The sequence below is a fragment of the Microseira wollei NIES-4236 genome (assembly GCF_020521235.1).
Classification (GTDB): Bacteria; Cyanobacteriota; Cyanobacteriia; order Cyanobacteriales; family Aerosakkonemataceae; genus Microseira; species Microseira wollei.
Window position 1 is genome coordinate 1 of sequence record NZ_BLAY01000102.1, and the last position, 17,209, is coordinate 17,209.

The following is a 17,209-nucleotide window of genomic DNA, read 5'->3' on the forward strand; positions in this document are numbered from 1 at the left end:
TGGTAGGGACACGGCGTCCCAAAATTGTCAAATGCCGTGTCCCTACAGACGATCAAATAGATTAACGCGTTGGTAGGGACACGGCGTCCCAAAATTGTCAAATGCCGTGTCCCTACAGACGATCAAATAGATTAACGCGTTGGTAGGGACACGGCGTCCCAAAATTGTCAAATGCCGTGTCCCTACAGACGATCAAACAGATTAACGCGTTGCTGGGGACACGGCGTCCCAAAATTGTCAAATGCCGTGTCCCTACAGACGATCAAATAGATTTAATCAAATTACGATAGAATGTTTAAACAACTCATCGTTATAGCGCCGCACTTCTAGAATCCGGTTTTTATCGTCTACAATAACGACAGTGGGAGAATAGTTTTTTACTTCTTCTGCTGTAAACTGAGCGTAGGTCATAATAATCAAGCGATCGCCTGCCATTCCCAGTCTAGCGGCGGCGCCGTTGAGTTCGATCGCGCCTGAGTTTGGTGGGGCGACTATCGCGTAGGTAATAAAACGCTCACCGTTAGCAACGTTAACTACTTGTACCTGCTCGTAAGGTAAAATTCCGGCAGCATCTAAAAGCGTTTCATCGATGCTGATACTGCCCATGTAATTCAGATTTGATGCCGTGAGCGTGCATCTGTGAATTTTAGCTGCAAGGAGCGTTCGCTGCATAATTAATTTCAGATTTCAGATTGAAGAATTGCATATTTTAGATTTAAAATTATTTTTATGTTCGATTGCAGATTTGCCATCTGAAATCTGCAATCTGAAATAGCGCCTACCCGTTTAGGTTGTTGCTGAATTTGAATTTCAGCCTTTTTCGCTACCAGCTTTGATGCACTGTTCAACTAGGGGCATCACCTTATCCACATCTTGCCACCCCAGGATTTCAACCGCTTTCTTTTCTAGATTTTTATAGGTCTTGAAAAATTCTGCAATCTCGTCCAAGCGGTGGGGTGGGACATCTGAGAGAGATTTTATTTTAGCGTAACGCGGGTCTTTATCAGGGACGCAGAGAATTTTCTCATCGCGATCGCCTCCATCGATCATCTCTAACATGCCGATAGGTCGCGCTGCAATCACGCATCCTGGAAACGTGGGTTGATCCATCATTACCATCCCGTCGAGGGGATCGCCGTCGTCGGCGAGGGTGTTGGGTACAAACCCATAGTCATAGGGATATTGTACCGAGGCATAGAGTACGCGGTCTAAAGCAAAAGCTTGCAAGTCTTTGTCAAACTCGTACTTGTTCTTACTCCCGGCGGTAATTTCGACTAAAACGTTAATCAAACCGGGTTTTGGTTGGGGAGGAATGCGCGATAAGTCCACAATGGAACTCCTAAGCTAACGGCAGATGGGGAATTGACGAGCCTCACCAAACGGCGAATCTCGACAACCCCCGTGTAGCATTCTAGAGGAATGGGTGCAAACTCAGAAGAATTTTAGCCCTCGGCAGTTTGAGCGGGTAAGCAGGTGAGCGTGTGACCAGATGAGCAGGGGAGCAGGGGAGATGCAGGAGAATGTACATTCAAATTCCCCTCTGCACACCTGCACACCTGCCGACCTGCACTTGGGCCCACCTACCTTAATTTCATATCATTCTGGCGCTTCGGGTAAGGGATAAGTGACTTGTTGCATAACCTCGACGCTGTTTGAAGAGTAGCGAGCGATCGCATACAGCGGTATTGTTAGCGTTAGCAGAGCGATCGCAGTTCCTACTAGGTCTGCGAGTCCCTGGGGAGGTTTGTCTGACGAATGAGCAGACGATTCAGTTGATTCCATACCAATAGTAGATGCTTTCCTAACCGATCTAGTAATTCGGTTTAACCGAAAAGGCGAGGGCACGATCTACCCTCGACTATCGATCCATTTTAGCGATTCGTTCCGGTACGGCTGTACTCGCAGCAACAGTTTCAACCAAATCTATCTAAAGATAGATTTCGCGCAGGGTAGAAAGCTGCGCTTCGACTGTTGATAGTTTTGATATCTTTCAACTACCTACCGGAGTAAGCACTCAGGGGTTCTTTAATCAATCGGATATAGAGATGCTTAAAGGTAGACTGGACAACGCGGGGCAAGCCAAAATCAATTGGTAGGAGCTTTTCGGGCAGTTTCCAATCCAGCACTTTGAGATCTTCCGGTCCCAGGTAGGGAAAGTCAATCGCCTTAACATCAGAACATAGTCCCAATCGCAGGGATGCGGCGACGGTAGGCACGACGAGGGGGTCTACATGCAAAATTTCTACTATCGCTCGATCTAAGGCAAATACATCCGTAGATGCGCCCAAAATTCCCAAGGGGCGAGGTTCGCCGCCGCTGGGGCCGTTACCTTCGTGACCGATAATACCATCTAGGATAGTTAGATCTGGGTTAATCGCCCTGGCAGTTTCCACCAGCATTTGAGCGAAACGGGCGCTATCCTTGCCAGCTTCCATGTGCCACCAAGCTTTCATCTTACCGGGGACGCAACCAAACAAATTTTTAGTACCCATTGTCAGGGTTAGCTGGACGTGGGATTTCACCTTGGGCAGATTAATTACCACATCTGCTTCCATCGCTTCTTTACTAAGTAGCAGGTGGTTAAATTCATCGCTGATAGTTTGGTAGCGACTGCCGTGGAATTCGACAACGGGCAAATTCAGTGCTTCCAGAATCGGTTTATAGCCATTTGCTTCTGCGACACCCCGGGCGCTGCCAAAAGCGGGACCATCCCCCATAAACGGTTTACCGCCGACTGCTTGCACCATTTTGGCGACACAGTAAACAATTTCCGGGCGGGTGGTACATTCTTTACCGGGGCGGGCACCTGTGAGTAAATTGGGTTTAAGCAGGACGCGATCGCCTTTTTTGGCGATCGCTCCTAGTCCGCCCAAAGGTTCCAGTAAAGTTTCCAGAGATGACTGCAATAATTCGAGGTCGTAAGAGTTGGCGCGAATTAAGCTAACAGCTGGTTGCATGGGCGATTAGTTGTTAATTTTTGGTTTAGTTTAACCAATGGGGGGTTCGGGGGGCTATAATTCCCGCGCTGTACCTGAAAGGTCAGCGTCGGGATACATGGACTCTGCTTGAAAAGTAGATTCCCCAAGGGTGGGGATGAGACAAGCATTTACCAGCAGGTATAGCCTGTAGTAAAAAATAGTCATGCTGACCATGAACTACACCTACCGAATTTATCCAGATGCCACACAGCAAACTGAGCTGCTGGAGTGGCTCCAGACGTGCAAAGGCGTTTACAACTAAGCTTTGCGCGAACTCAAAGTAATTCTGAGCAAGCCCTAAGTACGGAAGAACCGAACATCGGAGCGATCTTGATCATTGCATTATGGCTGAGTCTGCTATAAAATTGCCAAAAGGAGCGATCAAGATCACTGCATTATGGCTGAGTCTGCTATAAAGTTCGCAAAAGGAATGAAAGGAATGCCAATTGAGCTTGAAAATTCTCACATTTGGTTCTGAGTTTAAAAAGTAGCCGTATTTAATATCAAAATTAACACTAAAGTGTTATGATAACAGCCAATCAACTTCCAATTAACGAATCAGCGCGATATCAGATTGCAATTATTGGAGCGGGAGCAGCAGGGTTAACAGCTGCCTATCTACTCCAACGCAAGCATCAGGTTACTATTTTTGAAAAAGGCAGCCATTTTGGGGGACACGCCCACACAATAATCGTCGAAGATGGCCCAGATGCTGGCACTCCGTTAGATGTGGGTTTCATGGTTCTCAACAATCGCAACTATCCGACGCTTCACAAACTATTGTCTCTCCTGGATGTTGACGAAATTATCGATAGTGAAATGTCGTTCAGCTATTATTCAGACAAATCAAATACCCAGTATGCCATAAACTGGAATAAAAACAATGATTTTGCCAAGCGATTCAATGAAAAATCTGTAGGGGTAAAACAAACTCCGAATCCAGCTTTTTTAAATTTACTCAAAGAAATTTTAAAATTTTGCCAACAAGCTTCTAAAGACCTTAAAGAGGGAGAATTAGCTAATCTTACTCTCGGACAATACCTGCAAATAAAAGAGTTATCTCGATTTTTTATCGAATCTTATGTGATTCCTATGGGAGCAGCAATATGGTCTACTTCACCGCAGTCCATGTTAGAATTTCCCGCCGATGTATTTATCCGTTTTTTTGAAAACCACGGAATGCTTTCTCTTCAAGAAGGCCCTCAATGGCAGCATATTAAAGGAGGAAGCAAAACTTATGTAGAAGCTATAGTTAAAAATTTTAAAGGTTCTGTAAATAGCCATTATACCATCAAATATATTGTACGAGAAGGGGATGGCATATTGATAAAAAGTGGGAGCCAAGAAGAGAAAAAATTTGATGGCGTTATTATCGCCACTCATGCAGATGAAGCTTTAAGTCTGCTTTCAGATCCATCAGAAGACGAATGCCGTCTTCTCGGAGCTTGGAAGTATCAAGTTAATCAGGCAATTCTTCATACCGATGAATCAGTAATGCCTCCCGATCGAACGTCCTGGGCTTCGTGGAATTATACACAAGAAGCAGAAACAGCCGATATGTCTTCCTTGTCTATGACTTATCATTTGAATCGCTTACAAGGACATAATAAGACTGAAAAACAGTATTTTCTGACTTTGAATCGCCACAAGCCCATTGCTCAAAAACATATTATCCGAGAACTTGAATTTACCCATCCAACTTACAGTTTTGAATCAATTGCATCGCAGAAGGAATTAGCGGAATTAAACGGAACTAGAAGAACTTATTTCTGTGGCAGCTATTTTGGCTATGGATTTCACGAAGATGCAGTGAAATCGGGAGTCGCTGTAGCTCGTGCATTTGGAGTGGATCTATGACTTCTAGAATTTATGTAGGACACTTGATGCACACTCGTCTTGAGCCAGTTAAACATAGTTTTGTTTATCCAGTATATTTTTTTGAATTTGATTTATCAGAATTATCAAAATTAAATAAAAATTTGATAATGTTTGGTTACAATCAGGTAAGACCTATTGCAATACATGATAAAGATTATTTAGGGAATGGCGAAGAAAGTATTCAAGTAAAACTCATATCATTTTTGAACAAAAAAGGGTGCAGTGATGACATTTATTCAATAAAACTTGTAACGGTAGCAAGATACTTTAACTATGTTTTTAACCCCATAAGCTTTTTTTATTGCTATCGCCAAGATGGCTCTCTGCGGTGTACGGTGGCGGAAATCAACAATACTTACGGTGAAAAGCATTTATATATTCTCGATTGCCCAGAGCAACCTCGCCCCGGGTTTCAAGCGAGATATAGGGTTTCCAAAGAATTCTATGTATCGCCATTTAACGATCTTAAAGGAGATTATGAGTTTCATTTTTCAGAAATCGATGAGCTAATAGATATTCGCATCAATATTTTGCGCGACGAGCGTGAAGTGTTTGTTTCTCGGATATGGGGAAAAGCTATTCCTCTGAATTCAGAAAACCTGATCCGCACTCTAGTGCGATATCCTATGTCGGCAGCTTTAGCGATGCCGCGCATTACCTGGCAAGCTCTAGTTTTAAGGTATTGGAAAGGCTTAAACCCTGTTCTCAAACCAAAGCCATCAAGTGAAATGACTATTCGGACTGCTCCTCCTTCGGCGATTCAGCGAATAGAGCGATCTATAACTTCTTTCAAATACAAAATTTATCGACAATTTTCCAGGGGTAAAAAATGATGGTTTCAGAATCAGTTAGTCAAAAACTGGGAGCGCGAGCTAGACTTAATGGAGCGCAACAATTAGAACAGCGAATTGCACTTGGTGTCGTAGTCATTCCTTTTATTGGTACGATCGCTGCCCTTGTTTGGATGTGGGTATATGGAATTAGCTTAGTGGACATCGGGCTTTTTCTCATCATGTATGCCATTACTACTTTGGGCATTACTGCTGGTTTTCACCGTTTATTTACCCATAGCAGCTTTAAAACAGGAAAAACAATTCAAGTGCTGCTGGGAATTGCGGGGTCAATGGCGGCACAAGGTCCGGTGCTGTTTTGGACAGCTTGTCATCGCCGACATCACGCATGGAGCGATGATTCAGACGATCCTCATTCACCCAATGCTGGTGGCGAAGGAATTTGGGGAAAGTTCCTCGGTTTGTGGCACGCGCATATTGCATGGATGTTTAATCATAATAATGAAAATTGGGTAAAATATGTGCCTGATTTGCTGCGAGACAACTTGATTTTTAAAGTCAATCAGTGGTATTTTTTGTGGATTTTTTTAGGTTTTTTAATTCCGGCAATCCTGGGAGGCTTTCTCAGCCATTCATGGCAGGGCGCAATCTCTGGATTGCTATGGGGAGGGTTTGTCCGAATGTTTTTAGTACATCACGCAACCTGGAGTATTAACTCAATCTGTCACTCATTTGGCTCTCGCCCTTACGAAACTAAAGATGACAGTACAAATAATTTGATTTGCGCTTTGCTGGCTTTTGGCGAGGGATGGCATAATAACCATCATGCTTTCCAAACTTCGGCAAGGCACGGGATTGAATGGTGGCAGGCTGACGTTACTTATTGGCTGATCTATGTTTTAGAAAAATTGGGTTGGGTGTCAAATGTGAATCTGCCTAATGCGTGTTTGTTAACAGCTAAAAAATCAAAATTAGCAATAGAGCGCTGTTCATCAGTTGATTGAAAAATCTAAACGAGAGAGGTTGTTGTAAAATATGAACGAGAAGTTATGAACCAAACGCCATTGCAAGCTCTGAGTGCATCACCAGAGGCGATCGCACATCATTACGATGTTAGCAACGATTTTTATCGCCTTTGGCTCGACCCGACCATGACTTATACTTGTGCGAGTTGGGAGGAAACAGATGAAAATGAATCGCTAGAAACAGCACAATTGCGAAAAATCGATCTTCACGCTAATAATGCAAAAGTTCGAGGGTCTAAAAGAGTACTAGATGTCGGATGCGGTTGGGGCGGGGCGCTGCGACGAATGGTAGAGGCTCATCAAGTTGAATGTGCCGTTGGTTTAACCTTGAGCCCGAGTCAAGTAAAATGGACTTCACACTTTAACAACCCCAAAATACAGGTTTTCTTAGAAAGTTGGGCTGACCATTCTCCAGTGGAACCCTACGACTCTATTATTTCTATCGAAGCGTTTGAAGCTTTTGCTAAATTACGTTTATCTAGAGAAGAAAAAATGTACGTTTACCGGACATTTTTTTCTAAATGCCATGAATGGTTAAAGCCTGGGGGGTGGATATCTTTGCAAACGATTGCTTATGGAAATTCTGGTCCGGAAGATTTTGATGAATTTATCGCCACTGAGATATTTCCCGAATCAGATTTGCCTAAGTTGGCTGAAATTGCCGAAGCGGTAGACCGTCTTTTTGAAATAGTGGTTTTGCGAAACGACCGACATCACTATGTCAGAACTCTCAAAACTTGGCTGGCTAATCTAAAGGAAAATCGCGCTGATGCTCTAGGGGTGGTAGGCGAACAAGTTGTTGTTCGTTTTGAACGTTACTTGCGACTTTCCGCTTATATGTTTGAGATAGGTACCTGCGACTTGTATCGCATTGCTTTTCGCCGAATTGATAAGCCTCGTGGCCAGCATTAAACTAATGTCAAATCACAAAAAATCAGGAGGAAAAATGAGTAAGCAAAAGACAAAACCAGAAAATAGAAGTGCGGCAGAGATTCAAGAGTGGTTAATATCCTGGCTCTCAAAAGAACTGGAGATTGAAGCCAGCAAAATTGCTCTTAAAGAGGAGTTTGTTAATTTAGGAGTCAGTTCGCGACAAGCGGTTATTCTCACTGGTGAATTAGAAGATTGGCTGGGAATGACTCTGGAACCAAGCTTAGCTTGGGAATATCCTTCAATTCAGAAGTTGTCTGAATATTTGGCTGAAACAATAACGCAATGAATTCGGCATTTCATCAAATTGCTTCCGTCAATATCAAATTTAAAATTGTGAGGGTGTGTAGGTGGATTTTGTCATTGGTTTAGAAAAGATAGAGAGAGGGGAAGTCAGCGATCGCGCGATCCGAAATATCATTCGCTACGGATTGGCCAAAATTCTGGCAGAAAAAGACAAGGATGATGTGTCAACTCAATGCAACAAATTACTAGAATTTGTTGGCTCACTCAAAGAAAGCCCAATCGCCGTTAATACAGCCGATGCTAATCAGCAGCATTACGAGGTTCCGGCTGAATTCTTTCAGTTGGTATTGGGTAAGAGGCTCAAGTATAGTGCTTGTTATTGGCCAGAAGGCGTCTCTTCGCTTGACGAAGCAGAAGAGGCGATGCTCCAGTTAATTTGCGATCGCGCTCAAATAGCCGACGGTCAAGAAATCCTCGACCTGGGATGTGGTTGGGGTTCCCTTTCTCTTTATTTAGCCGAAAAATATCCTAATAGCAAAATTACGGGATTATCCAATTCTAGCACGCAAAAGGAATTTATTGACTCTCAAAAAGATTTGCACGGATTGAAAAATCTTAATATTATCACGGGAGATATTTCACAGTTTGATACTTCCGCAACTTTCGATCGGATCGTTTCCATCGAAATGTTTGAACATATACGAAACTACGAACAACTTTTAGCTAAAGTTGCCTCTTGGATAAAACCAGATGGACTGCTTTTTGTGCATATTTTTACACACCTAAAGTATGCCTACTATTTTGAAAATAATTGGACGGCAGAATATTTTTTTACCGGGGGCATCATGCCGTCCGACAATCTACTTCTTTACTTTGCCAAAGATATTTGGATCAAAAATCACTGGAGAGTGAGCGGAGTACACTATCAAAAAACTAGCGATGCATGGTTAGAAAATCAAGATCAGAATAGGGGCAAGATTCTCGATTTATTTTCAAAGACCTATAGTACAGAAAAGGCATTAAAGATGTTCGTTATGTGGCGATTATTTTTTATGACCTGTTCTGAATCATTTGGCTACAAATCGGGTCAAGAGTGGATGGTTTCCCACTATCTATTTGAAAAAAATAAATGAGGACACAATGACTACCAGCATAATCAATCCATATCTGAGCGGTAATTTTGCCCCCGTCAAGGAAGAAATTACCGCCGAAAACCTGCAAATAATAGGTGAACTTCCTTCTAACTTTTCAGGGCTGTTTTTACGCAGTGGACCAAATCCCCAATTTCCTCCTATTGGTCGATATCATTGGTTTGATGGGGATGGCATGGTTCACGGTGTACTTTTTAGCAACGGAAAAGCCTCCTATCGCAATCGCTATGTGCGAACTAAGGCATTTGAAAAGGAGCGAGAAGCGGGTCAGGCGATTTGGACAGGGTGTTTAGAACCCTTGCAAAAGAACAACCTACCTCCCAGTCGATTTAGCGTCTTTAAAAATACTGCCAACACGACTCCGATCTGGCACGCGGGAAAGCTGTTGGCACTATGTGAAGGTCAAGAGCCTTATATCCTAACAGTTCCTGATTTAGAAACAATTGGTTCTTACGATTACAATGGGAAGTTAACACATCCCCTCTGCGCCCATCCCAAGATAGATCCTGAAACTGAAGAAATGATGGTCATTGGGTACTCGATGTGGCAGAAACCCTATCTCAAATACAGTATTATTTCAGCCAATGGCGAATTATTAAAAACGGTACCAATCGATCTGCCAAGACCTGTGATGATGCACGACTTTGCCATTACAGAAAATTACACAATTATTTTGGACTTGCCCCTGACTTTAAATCCTTCTCCTCAGCGAGTGAGTGCAGGAGAACCGTGGCATAGTTTCCGAAGCAATCTGCCCAGTCGCATTGGGATCTTTAAGCGATACGGTGATAGCGACAGCATCCGCTGGTTTGAAGGGCCAGCCTTCTATATTCCCCACACCTTAAATGCTTACGAGGAGGGGGATGAAATAGTAATGATTGCTACTCGTGTTAGTGCAATGGGAATTTCTACTACAGTAGGCGAACCTATTTTTTATGGCGGACAACCCCAACTTTATGAGTGGCGATTTAACCTTCGGACAGGGGAATGGCGAGAGAAAATGCTAGACGATGTTCCCGCCGAATATCCGGTTATTAATGAACGGCGGCACGGGAGAAAAAACCAATACGGCTATATGTCTAAAATCGCCACCGATCGTGAATATTCGTTTAATGGGTTAATTAAATATGACTTTATTCGTGGCGAATCTCAGACCTATGAGTTTGCTTCTGGTTGCTATAACGTTGCGTCAGTATTTGCTCCCAATGTAACGGGCACTGCTGAAGATGACGGTTGGCTAATAACTTATGTTTATAACGAAGATTCAAAAAATTCAGAACTGGCAATACTTGATGCCCGCAATATTCAAGCAGGCCCAGTGGCGCGAATACTGATGCCCCAACGAGTGCCGAATGGGTTCCACTGTCACTGGGTTTCGGAAGCGCAACTTCATCTGAGTAAGTAGCACAGGTTAGTTCAAACTATCAACAAATAGCATGAATAGTAGCTACTTAGAACTTGGGGAAAAATTCATTACATTAGTAGAACTTCTACGTTGGAGAGCGGAAAATCAACCAAACTCCCGTGCCTACACTTTTTTAGTGGATGGCGAAACGCAAGAAATCCATCTAACCTATGGAGAACTCGATCGGCAGGCGCGCTCAATTGCTGCTCGCTTACAGACTTGCAGTGCTGTTGGTAATTCACTCGGAGAGCGCTTCCCTAATGAGAAGACGCAGAGCGTTTGCGCTGCGCGTGCTTTGCTGCTCTATCCGCCCGGGTTGGAATACATTGCTGCCTTTTTCGGATGCCTGTACGCTGGCGTCATCCCCGTCCCCGCTTATCCACCTCGCGCCAACCGTTCCATATCTCGCCTGCAAGCAATTGTCGCCGACGCTGGAGCAACCGTCGCACTCGCCACTTCCTCTATCTTGGCGAATGCAGAGCGATATTTTGCCGAAGCTCCCGATTTAAAATCGCTGCAGTGGTTAGCCACGGACATCATCGACACCGACTCAGAAAAAGCGTGGCAAGAACCTTTGCTAACCCGCAACTCTCTGGCTTTTCTCCAATATACCTCTGGCTCTACGGGAACTCCCAAGGGCGTGATGGTGAGTCACGGCAACCTGCTGCACAACTTGGGCCTGATTTATCGCTGTTTTGAGCATTCGCCTCACAGTCAAGTGGTCATTTGGTTGCCTCTCTATCACGATATGGGCTTAATTGGCGGAGTGCTACAGCCACTATACGGAGGCTTTCCCGTCACCCTAATGTCGCCGATGGCTTTTTTACAGAAGCCTATCCGCTGGTTGCAAGCCATTTCTCACTACAAAGCTACCACCAGCGGCGGCCCCAATTTTGCTTATGAATTGTGTGTCAATAAAATTACTTCCGAACAGCGAGAAACCCTAGACCTAAGTTGCTGGGATTTAGCTTTTAACGGTGCAGAACCCATTAGATCGGAAACTTTGAAACGTTTTGCCACCACATTTGCATCTTGTGGCTTCCGATCCGAAGCATTTTATCCGTGCTACGGCATGGCGGAAGCGACGTTATTTGTTTCGGGAGGTTTAAAAACAGCACCTCCCACTTATTGTACGGTTTCAGCCGCAGATTTAGAGGAAAACAAGGCAATCCCCGCCTCTGTCAAAAATGAAGGAACTCGAACGCTTGTGGGTTGCGGTCAAAGCTGGTTACACCAGAAAATAGCGATCGCTGACCCCGACTCTTTAACTTTGCGTCCACCGGGTCAAATTGGAGAAATTTGGGTGACCAGTCCTAGTGTTGCGGGAGGTTACTGGAATAAACCAGAAGAGACAGCGCAGACTTTCCAGGCAACTTTGGCAGATACGGGCGAAGGCCCATTTTTACGCACGGGTGATTTGGGATTCTTGCAGGATGGCGAACTGTTCGTTACAGGTCGTCTGAAAGATATGATTATCGCAGACGGTCGCAATCATTACCCGCAAGATATCGAACTGACGGTAGAACAAAGCCACCCAGCATTAAAACTAGCAGGGGCTTTTTCCGTCGATGTCGCCAGTCAAGAACGGTTAGTCGTCGTTGCAGAGGTAGAACGCCGTTATTGGGGCGAAGTGGATGCCTTGGTAAAGGGGATTCGCAGGGCGATCGCCACCCACCACGACCTGCAAGTCTATGCCGTACAGTTGCTCAAACCGGGGGGTATCCCGAAAACCTCCAGCGGTAAAATACAGCGTCATGCCTGCCGAAATGGATTCTTAGCAAACACATTGGATGTATTGGGAGAAAATAAATCATGATTTAAAATATTGGCGGCTGTTACAACCGCTAATGTCCGATTTTCTTCGATCGCACTTGGTGATATTGAAGTTGATGAAAGCTTTCATCTATATATCCTTTAGGAGCATTTTATGTACCCAAAGATTACGGCTCAAATAGCTTTTTCTCACTCATTTCCCTATTGAGCAACGGTTTTAGGAGTTGTACGTTTCCGGCTGAGAGCTTTCCCAGATCTCAATATTCCAGAACTTACGCAAAACGATGCGTAAGTTTTGTATTCTTTAGGTGAAAAAACAGCTAATTTCTAATTCCCAATGTCCCATACCCAAGCACCAACCCCTACTTCTATTTGGATTGCTGGTTCTCAACCCAATAATCCCCAAGCCCGACTGCGCTTGTTTTGCTTCCCCTATAGTGGAGGAGGTGCGTCAACATTTCGCATTTGGGGGAAGGATTTGCCACCGGAGATAGAAGTCTGCCCAGTTCAGTTACCAGGACGGGAAAACCGCCTGAAAGAACCACCGTTTACCCAGCTATTTTCCTTGGTTGAGATTTTGGCGCAAGTCCTTCCTTTTAACCAAATTCCGTTTGCTTTCTTCGGACACAGTATGGGGGCACTGATTAGCTTTGCTTTAGCACGAGAACTCCGCAGACAGAATAAAATCGCCCCAGTTCACCTGTTTGTTTCTGCTTACCGCGCTCCCCAGTTAGCTACTCCAATAGCCGATCTGACTGATGAAGTTTTTGACTCATTGGTGATGGAAGAACTGCGTCTTGCTGGAGGAATACCGGATTTTTTGGAGAACGAGCGGGTGATGCAGAAGTTGCTGCCGACAATTCGCGCGGATATGAGGATTGTCAAGACTTATACCTACTCACCTGAAGCTCCTCTAGATTGTCCAATTTCTGTTTTTGGAGGCACAGAAGATGCTTTAGTTAGTCAATCACAACTCAGTGCTTGGCGCGAACAAACGCGCACTTCTTTTGAACTGCAATTATTTCCAGGCAATCATTTTTTCTGCAATGAAAACCGCAAATGTTTTCTTGATGCTTTATCTAAAAAGCTGACGGGTAGGAACCCCTAACTGTGAGGTTGGGAAGCCCGCGCTCCACCCGTTAGGGTGAGCGTCGGGAGGATGTCACCAACTAATTGCTTAGCTTGCAGAACGCCGCGATGATTGAGTTAGTGCGGTTACGCGCTGGGCATTAGAGAAGACATTATCGCCTTGCAGGTAAGGAATCGCGGGTTTGATTTCCACTTTAATTACATTGGCAGTATTGACACAAACTGTTTGGTCTGGTAGGTGGAAAACCCACCAAGGATGCTCGAACCAGCGGCGCAATTCTTGCCGCAGTTCCTGCTGAGTTTCTGCGGTTTCTTCTGGGTTAGAAATACTAAACGATTCCGTATGACCGTCGAGATAGTAAAAAGTGATTTGTGTTTCGCTAGTTTGAGCGTACATTTGGTATCTTCCTCATAGTCAACGCTTTGCGATCCGCGATCTAAAGAAAATTACAACTGATACCAAATCCGGGTTAACAACCCCCCTTATTCTTATAGACTGCGTAGGCGGTCGAGAGTTTGTGTAGCCGCGAATGCGAGTCGTTTGGCTTTGCACGGGGATAATGAAAGCGGATTTGGTATGACGGGGGGGGGCGGGTTTAGATCAACTGTCGATTATTGCATAGATGGTTGGTGAAACCCGCCCCTACACAATTACCGATTACCCATTACCAGGGCGGGTTTAGATCAACTGTCGATTATTGCATAGATGGTTGGTGAAACCCGCCCCTACACAATTACCCATTACCGGGCATAGCGCTCATTTTTTCTAGGTCTAACACCTTTGCCAAGTCTTCTTGGCTCATTAAACCTCGCTCAAGTACAATTTCTCGCAGAGATTTGCCGGTGTCGAGGGATTCTTTCGCCACGGCGGCGGCGTTGAGGTAGCCGATGTGGGTATTGAGGGCGGTGACGAGGGCGAGACTGCCTTCGGCGTAGGCGCGAGTGCGATCGCTATTTGCTACAATCCCTTCCAAGCAGCGCGAAGCTAGCACGTTGATAGTATTGCCCAAAATTTCAATGCTGTGAATCAGGTCATAAGCAATTAGAGGCATCATCACGTTGAGTTCTAATTGTCCGGCAGAAGCAGCCATTGCGATCGCCGCGTCATATCCCATCACCTGAAAGCACACCATCGAGGTCATCTCTGCCATTACCGGATTATATTTACCCGGCATAATAGAAGATCCTGGTTGTACCGGCGGCAGTTGAATTTCTTTTAACCCGGTTTTTGGTCCAGAATCCATCAAGCGCAAGTCGTGGGAAATTTTGATCAAATCTTGCGCTAAATTACGTAAAGCACCGGAAACATTGACAAAAGGTGCCATACTCTGCATTGCCGCCATCATGTGGGGGGCGGGTTGCAAAGTTTGGTTCATCAGTTCGGATAAGATTTTGGCGACGCGAGCGCGATACTGAGGATGGGTATTTAACCCGGTTCCCGCCGCACTCCCGCCCAACCCCAGGACGGTTAAATCCAAAGATGCGGTTTCAATTCTAGTCATGTGGTCGGACAGAATTTGCCCAAAGGCGCGAAAACTTTCCCCCAGACGCACCGGGACGGCGTCTTGCATGTGAGTTCTGCCGGATTTGACAATATCTTTGAATTCAACTGCTTTATTTTCTACCGCCTCGATCGCCGCTTCCAATGCTGGGTAAAGCGTGTGTTCTAAAGCCAACAGCGCCCCAATCCGAATCGCGGTCGGAATCACATCATTGGTAGACTGACCGTAATTGACATCGTCGTTGGGACTGATGCGCTGGTAATTTCCCTTCTCATCCCCCAAAATTTCCAATGCCCGATTTGCCAGCACTTCGTTGACGTTCATGTGGTGGGATGTACCCGCCCCAGCTTGGTAGATATCTACCACAAATTGATCGCGAAACTTCCCCGCCAGGACTTCATCCGCTGCGCGGGCGATCGCCCTACTAATCTCTTGGTCAATACAGCCGAGTTCGCCGTTGGCAATGGCGGTGGCTTTTTTGATTAACACGCAGGCATCGACATAGGTAGGCAAAGGTTTAATTCCGCTGATCGGAAAATTTTCGATTGCCCGCAGCGTCTGGATGCCATAGTAGGCGGAAGCAGGAATTTGCCTTTCACCCATCGAATCTTTTTCTATACGATAGTCCGCGCCTGTTGGTTCACTCATGTCAGTATTGTTTAGGTTCCACAAAATCAAACGATGCCGCAGTTGAGAGGTGGATTCTTATTTTATAAGCGATGGCACACAGTCGCGCCTGCTGTTCTGATTCCAACTTTTATTTAAAAGGCAAAATTGAACATTATTTGGAATTTTTAAGATTTTATTAAACACGGGAGTTGGCTTATACGAATATTCTCCCTCTGGCTTTTCCCTTTTCCCTCTTACTCTCGCTTTCCCTATCGGGTAGTTTTTACCTAGTGAGAGGGGGGATCAAATTGTGCTATTGTTTTGGGCATCTAACCCAAAAGATCAGCCCAAAGAAAGATGACGCAGTCCATCAGCCAGCCCATCAGTTACGAAGCGGAATTTTATCGCCAGCAAGGAGTGCTATTAATCGATAAAAAAGACTATGAAGGAGCGATCGAGTTTTTCGACAAAGCCTTGCGCTTACAACCAGATTATTATGACGCATGGTGTCAGCGGGGTTTGGCGCTGGGACACTTAGGCCGTCACGAGGAAGCACTCACCAGCTTTAATAACGCCCTAGCGATTCAACCGGGGATTAGCTGGGTTTGGCACAACCGAGGCATAGCACTTGGAAAGTTAGGATACCACGGCGAGGCAGTCAATAGCTTTGACCGGGCAATTGAATTTAACCCGGATGCTTCTAATGCTTGGCATAACCGGGGCATTACGTTATGTGACTTGGGAAAATATAAAGAAGCGATCGCTAGCTTTGACCGCAGTTTGAGACTGCAACCTAACGCCTACTGGGCTTGGTACAACAGAGGCTTAGCCCACAAACAGCTAGGGAATTACGAAGAATCCCTCAATAGCTTTGACCGGGCGATTGAGTTTAACCCGGATGCCTACAATGCTTGGTATAACCGGGGTCTGCTGTTAACTGACATCGGGCGCAACGAAAAAGCCGTCGCCAGCTTCACTAAAGCGGTGGAAATTAAACCAGACTACCAAAGAGCTTGGTATAACCGAGGCGTTTCCCAAAGAAGAGCGGGTGACTACTCAGGAGCGATCGCTAGTTTAGACCAAGCCGTTACCCTAGACACTCAAGACTATTGGGCTTGGTACAGTCGGGGTTTGACCTTGGTGCATCTGGGGAGATACGACGAAGCGATCGCATCTTACGATAAAGTCCTACACATTCAACCCGACCACGCTAATACTTATTACAACAAAGCTTGCTGTTATGCCTTGCAAGACCAGGTAGATTTTGCTATTGAAAATCTACAAAAAGCCATCCATCTCCAGCCTGAAAAATACCTTTTGATGGCTAAAGTTGACCCTGATTTTACCAAAATTCGGGAAGATGAACGGTTTAATGCCTTGACCAGTATCTGCGAACCATAAGTAGGGGCAAGGCACGATTAATATTGTTAGACCAAGCGAGTACTATCTCATGCCGTTCTGTAGGGAACATGATTAATATTGTTAGAGCAAACGAGTACTCTCTCATGTTCCCTACCAATAATCTCAAACAAAGGTGAGAAACCGGGTTAATTGAGCAATTTAATCTATTTTTTGGAACTGACGCCCAAATCAAATTGATTTCTGATAATTAGAGCTATTTTAGATTTATTATTAACGAATATAATAATGTCTTTCTTTAGTTAGACAAACATCAAACAAAAACTATAACCAGCGGGCTATATTTTGATTAAAACCTTAACCTAAGCTTATAAATAGGTAAGCAAGCCGGAACGATTGAAAATTCCAAACAGAGACATCAATTGTCCCGCTCCGGCACCAACAAGATTAGGAAGGAACCTAGCAACTTTATC

At 44.8% G+C, this 17,209-nt stretch carries 17 protein-coding genes and 1 pseudogene; 11 read left to right on the forward strand and 7 right to left on the reverse strand.

Annotated elements, in window-relative coordinates:
* Positions 1–276: 276 nt before the first annotated feature.
* The 5 genes from panD to MiSe_RS51250 form a co-directional block, all read right to left on the reverse strand.
* Positions 277–672 (reverse strand): aspartate 1-decarboxylase, encoded by a 396-nt coding sequence (gene panD, locus MiSe_RS29040; protein ID WP_226587026.1) that lies wholly within the window; start codon positions 670–672, stop codon positions 277–279.
* 138 nt (positions 673–810) lie between these two features.
* Complete coding sequence (locus MiSe_RS29045; RefSeq protein WP_226587028.1) at positions 811–1,329, reverse strand: inorganic diphosphatase; 519 nt, start codon at positions 1,327–1,329, stop codon at positions 811–813.
* A gap of 267 nt (positions 1,330–1,596) precedes the next feature.
* Positions 1,597–1,782: a TLTLP motif-containing protein gene (locus MiSe_RS29050; RefSeq protein ID WP_226587030.1), complete on the reverse strand. Its 186-nt coding sequence runs from the start codon at positions 1,780–1,782 to the stop codon at positions 1,597–1,599.
* Between the two features lie 212 nt (positions 1,783–1,994).
* Positions 1,995–2,957, reverse strand: a complete 963-nt coding sequence (locus tag MiSe_RS29055) for an Npun_F2552 family protein (protein WP_226587032.1) — start codon at positions 2,955–2,957, stop codon at positions 1,995–1,997.
* Positions 2,958–3,011: 54 nt separating this feature from the next.
* Complete coding sequence (locus MiSe_RS51250) at positions 3,012–3,143, reverse strand: hypothetical protein (protein ID WP_264196717.1); 132 nt, start codon at positions 3,141–3,143, stop codon at positions 3,012–3,014.
* Here MiSe_RS51250 and MiSe_RS29060 point away from each other — a divergent pair.
* The 10 genes and pseudogenes from MiSe_RS29060 to MiSe_RS29105 all read left to right on the forward strand — a co-directional run.
* Positions 3,142–3,237: pseudogene (locus MiSe_RS29060) on the forward strand (helix-turn-helix domain-containing protein); the annotation flags it as partial. The gene MiSe_RS51250 and the pseudogene MiSe_RS29060 sit on opposite strands and share 2 nt — an antisense overlap.
* Before the next feature lie 266 nt (positions 3,238–3,503).
* Positions 3,504–4,835, forward strand: a complete 1,332-nt coding sequence (locus MiSe_RS29065) for an NAD(P)/FAD-dependent oxidoreductase (protein ID WP_226587036.1) — start codon at positions 3,504–3,506, stop codon at positions 4,833–4,835.
* The gene (locus tag MiSe_RS29070; RefSeq protein ID WP_226587039.1) at positions 4,832–5,689 is read left to right on the forward strand and encodes a DUF1365 domain-containing protein; all 858 of its coding nucleotides are present in this window, start codon (positions 4,832–4,834) and stop codon (positions 5,687–5,689) included. The genes MiSe_RS29065 and MiSe_RS29070 overlap by 4 nt, the downstream gene beginning before the upstream one ends.
* Positions 5,686–6,651, forward strand: a complete 966-nt coding sequence (locus tag MiSe_RS29075) for an acyl-CoA desaturase (RefSeq protein ID WP_226587041.1) — start codon at positions 5,686–5,688, stop codon at positions 6,649–6,651. Before MiSe_RS29070 ends, MiSe_RS29075 begins: the two co-directional genes overlap by 4 nt.
* Positions 6,652–6,696: 45 nt before the next feature.
* A complete protein-coding gene (locus tag MiSe_RS29080) occupies positions 6,697–7,584 on the forward strand; it encodes an SAM-dependent methyltransferase (RefSeq protein WP_226587043.1) in 888 nt (295 codons plus the stop codon).
* 34 nt (positions 7,585–7,618) lie between these two features.
* Positions 7,619–7,891 carry an acyl carrier protein gene (locus tag MiSe_RS29085; RefSeq protein ID WP_226587044.1) on the forward strand — a complete coding sequence of 91 codons (273 nt, stop codon included), beginning with the start codon at positions 7,619–7,621 and terminating at the stop codon, positions 7,889–7,891.
* A gap of 61 nt (positions 7,892–7,952) precedes the next feature.
* Positions 7,953–8,981 (forward strand): SAM-dependent methyltransferase, encoded by a 1,029-nt coding sequence (locus MiSe_RS29090; RefSeq protein WP_226587046.1) that lies wholly within the window; start codon positions 7,953–7,955, stop codon positions 8,979–8,981.
* Positions 8,982–8,988: 7 nt separating this feature from the next.
* Positions 8,989–10,404, forward strand: a complete 1,416-nt coding sequence (locus MiSe_RS29095; protein ID WP_226587049.1) for a carotenoid oxygenase family protein — start codon at positions 8,989–8,991, stop codon at positions 10,402–10,404.
* 31 nt (positions 10,405–10,435) lie between these two features.
* Entirely contained in the window at positions 10,436–12,220 is a 1,785-nt protein-coding gene (locus MiSe_RS29100; RefSeq protein ID WP_226587050.1) for a fatty acyl-AMP ligase, read from the forward strand.
* 294 nt (positions 12,221–12,514) lie between these two features.
* Positions 12,515–13,285: a thioesterase II family protein gene (locus MiSe_RS29105; protein ID WP_226587052.1), complete on the forward strand. Its 771-nt coding sequence runs from the start codon at positions 12,515–12,517 to the stop codon at positions 13,283–13,285.
* 69 nt (positions 13,286–13,354) lie between these two features.
* Here MiSe_RS29105 and MiSe_RS29110 read toward each other — a convergent pair whose 3' ends face one another.
* On the reverse strand, positions 13,355–13,663 hold the full coding sequence (locus MiSe_RS29110) for a hypothetical protein (RefSeq protein WP_226587053.1): 309 nt from the start codon (positions 13,661–13,663) through the stop codon (positions 13,355–13,357).
* A gap of 337 nt (positions 13,664–14,000) precedes the next feature.
* Positions 14,001–15,416 carry an aspartate ammonia-lyase gene (locus MiSe_RS29115; protein WP_226587055.1) on the reverse strand — a complete coding sequence of 472 codons (1,416 nt, stop codon included), beginning with the start codon at positions 15,414–15,416 and terminating at the stop codon, positions 14,001–14,003.
* Between the two features lie 318 nt (positions 15,417–15,734).
* Between MiSe_RS29115 and MiSe_RS29120 the strand changes: the two genes are divergently transcribed.
* A complete protein-coding gene (locus tag MiSe_RS29120) occupies positions 15,735–16,778 on the forward strand; it encodes a tetratricopeptide repeat protein (RefSeq protein ID WP_226587056.1) in 1,044 nt (347 codons plus the stop codon).
* Positions 16,779–17,209 lie beyond the last annotated feature (431 nt).

Bases quoted from the DNA above. Each gene is read 5' to 3' on its own strand.
- panD (WP_226587026.1), bottom strand. From the start codon at position 672: ATGCAGCGAACGCTCCTTGCAGCTAAAATTCACAGATGCACGCTCACG.
- MiSe_RS29050 (WP_226587030.1), bottom strand. From the start codon at position 1,782: ATGGAATCAACTGAATCGTCTGCTCATTCGTCAGACAAACCTCCCCAG.
- MiSe_RS29055 (WP_226587032.1), bottom strand. From the start codon at position 2,957: ATGCAACCAGCTGTTAGCTTAATTCGCGCCAACTCTTACGACCTCGAA.
- MiSe_RS51250 (WP_264196717.1), bottom strand. From the start codon at position 3,143: ATGACTATTTTTTACTACAGGCTATACCTGCTGGTAAATGCTTGTCTC.
- MiSe_RS29065 (WP_226587036.1), top strand. From the start codon at position 3,504: ATGATAACAGCCAATCAACTTCCAATTAACGAATCAGCGCGATATCAG.
- MiSe_RS29070 (WP_226587039.1), top strand. From the start codon at position 4,832: ATGACTTCTAGAATTTATGTAGGACACTTGATGCACACTCGTCTTGAG.
- MiSe_RS29075 (WP_226587041.1), top strand. From the start codon at position 5,686: ATGATGGTTTCAGAATCAGTTAGTCAAAAACTGGGAGCGCGAGCTAGA.
- MiSe_RS29080 (WP_226587043.1), top strand. From the start codon at position 6,697: ATGAACCAAACGCCATTGCAAGCTCTGAGTGCATCACCAGAGGCGATC.
- MiSe_RS29085 (WP_226587044.1), top strand. From the start codon at position 7,619: ATGAGTAAGCAAAAGACAAAACCAGAAAATAGAAGTGCGGCAGAGATT.
- MiSe_RS29095 (WP_226587049.1), top strand. From the start codon at position 8,989: ATGACTACCAGCATAATCAATCCATATCTGAGCGGTAATTTTGCCCCC.
- MiSe_RS29100 (WP_226587050.1), top strand. From the start codon at position 10,436: ATGAATAGTAGCTACTTAGAACTTGGGGAAAAATTCATTACATTAGTA.
- MiSe_RS29105 (WP_226587052.1), top strand. From the start codon at position 12,515: ATGTCCCATACCCAAGCACCAACCCCTACTTCTATTTGGATTGCTGGT.
- MiSe_RS29110 (WP_226587053.1), bottom strand. From the start codon at position 13,663: ATGTACGCTCAAACTAGCGAAACACAAATCACTTTTTACTATCTCGAC.
- MiSe_RS29115 (WP_226587055.1), bottom strand. From the start codon at position 15,416: ATGAGTGAACCAACAGGCGCGGACTATCGTATAGAAAAAGATTCGATG.
- MiSe_RS29120 (WP_226587056.1), top strand. From the start codon at position 15,735: ATGACGCAGTCCATCAGCCAGCCCATCAGTTACGAAGCGGAATTTTAT.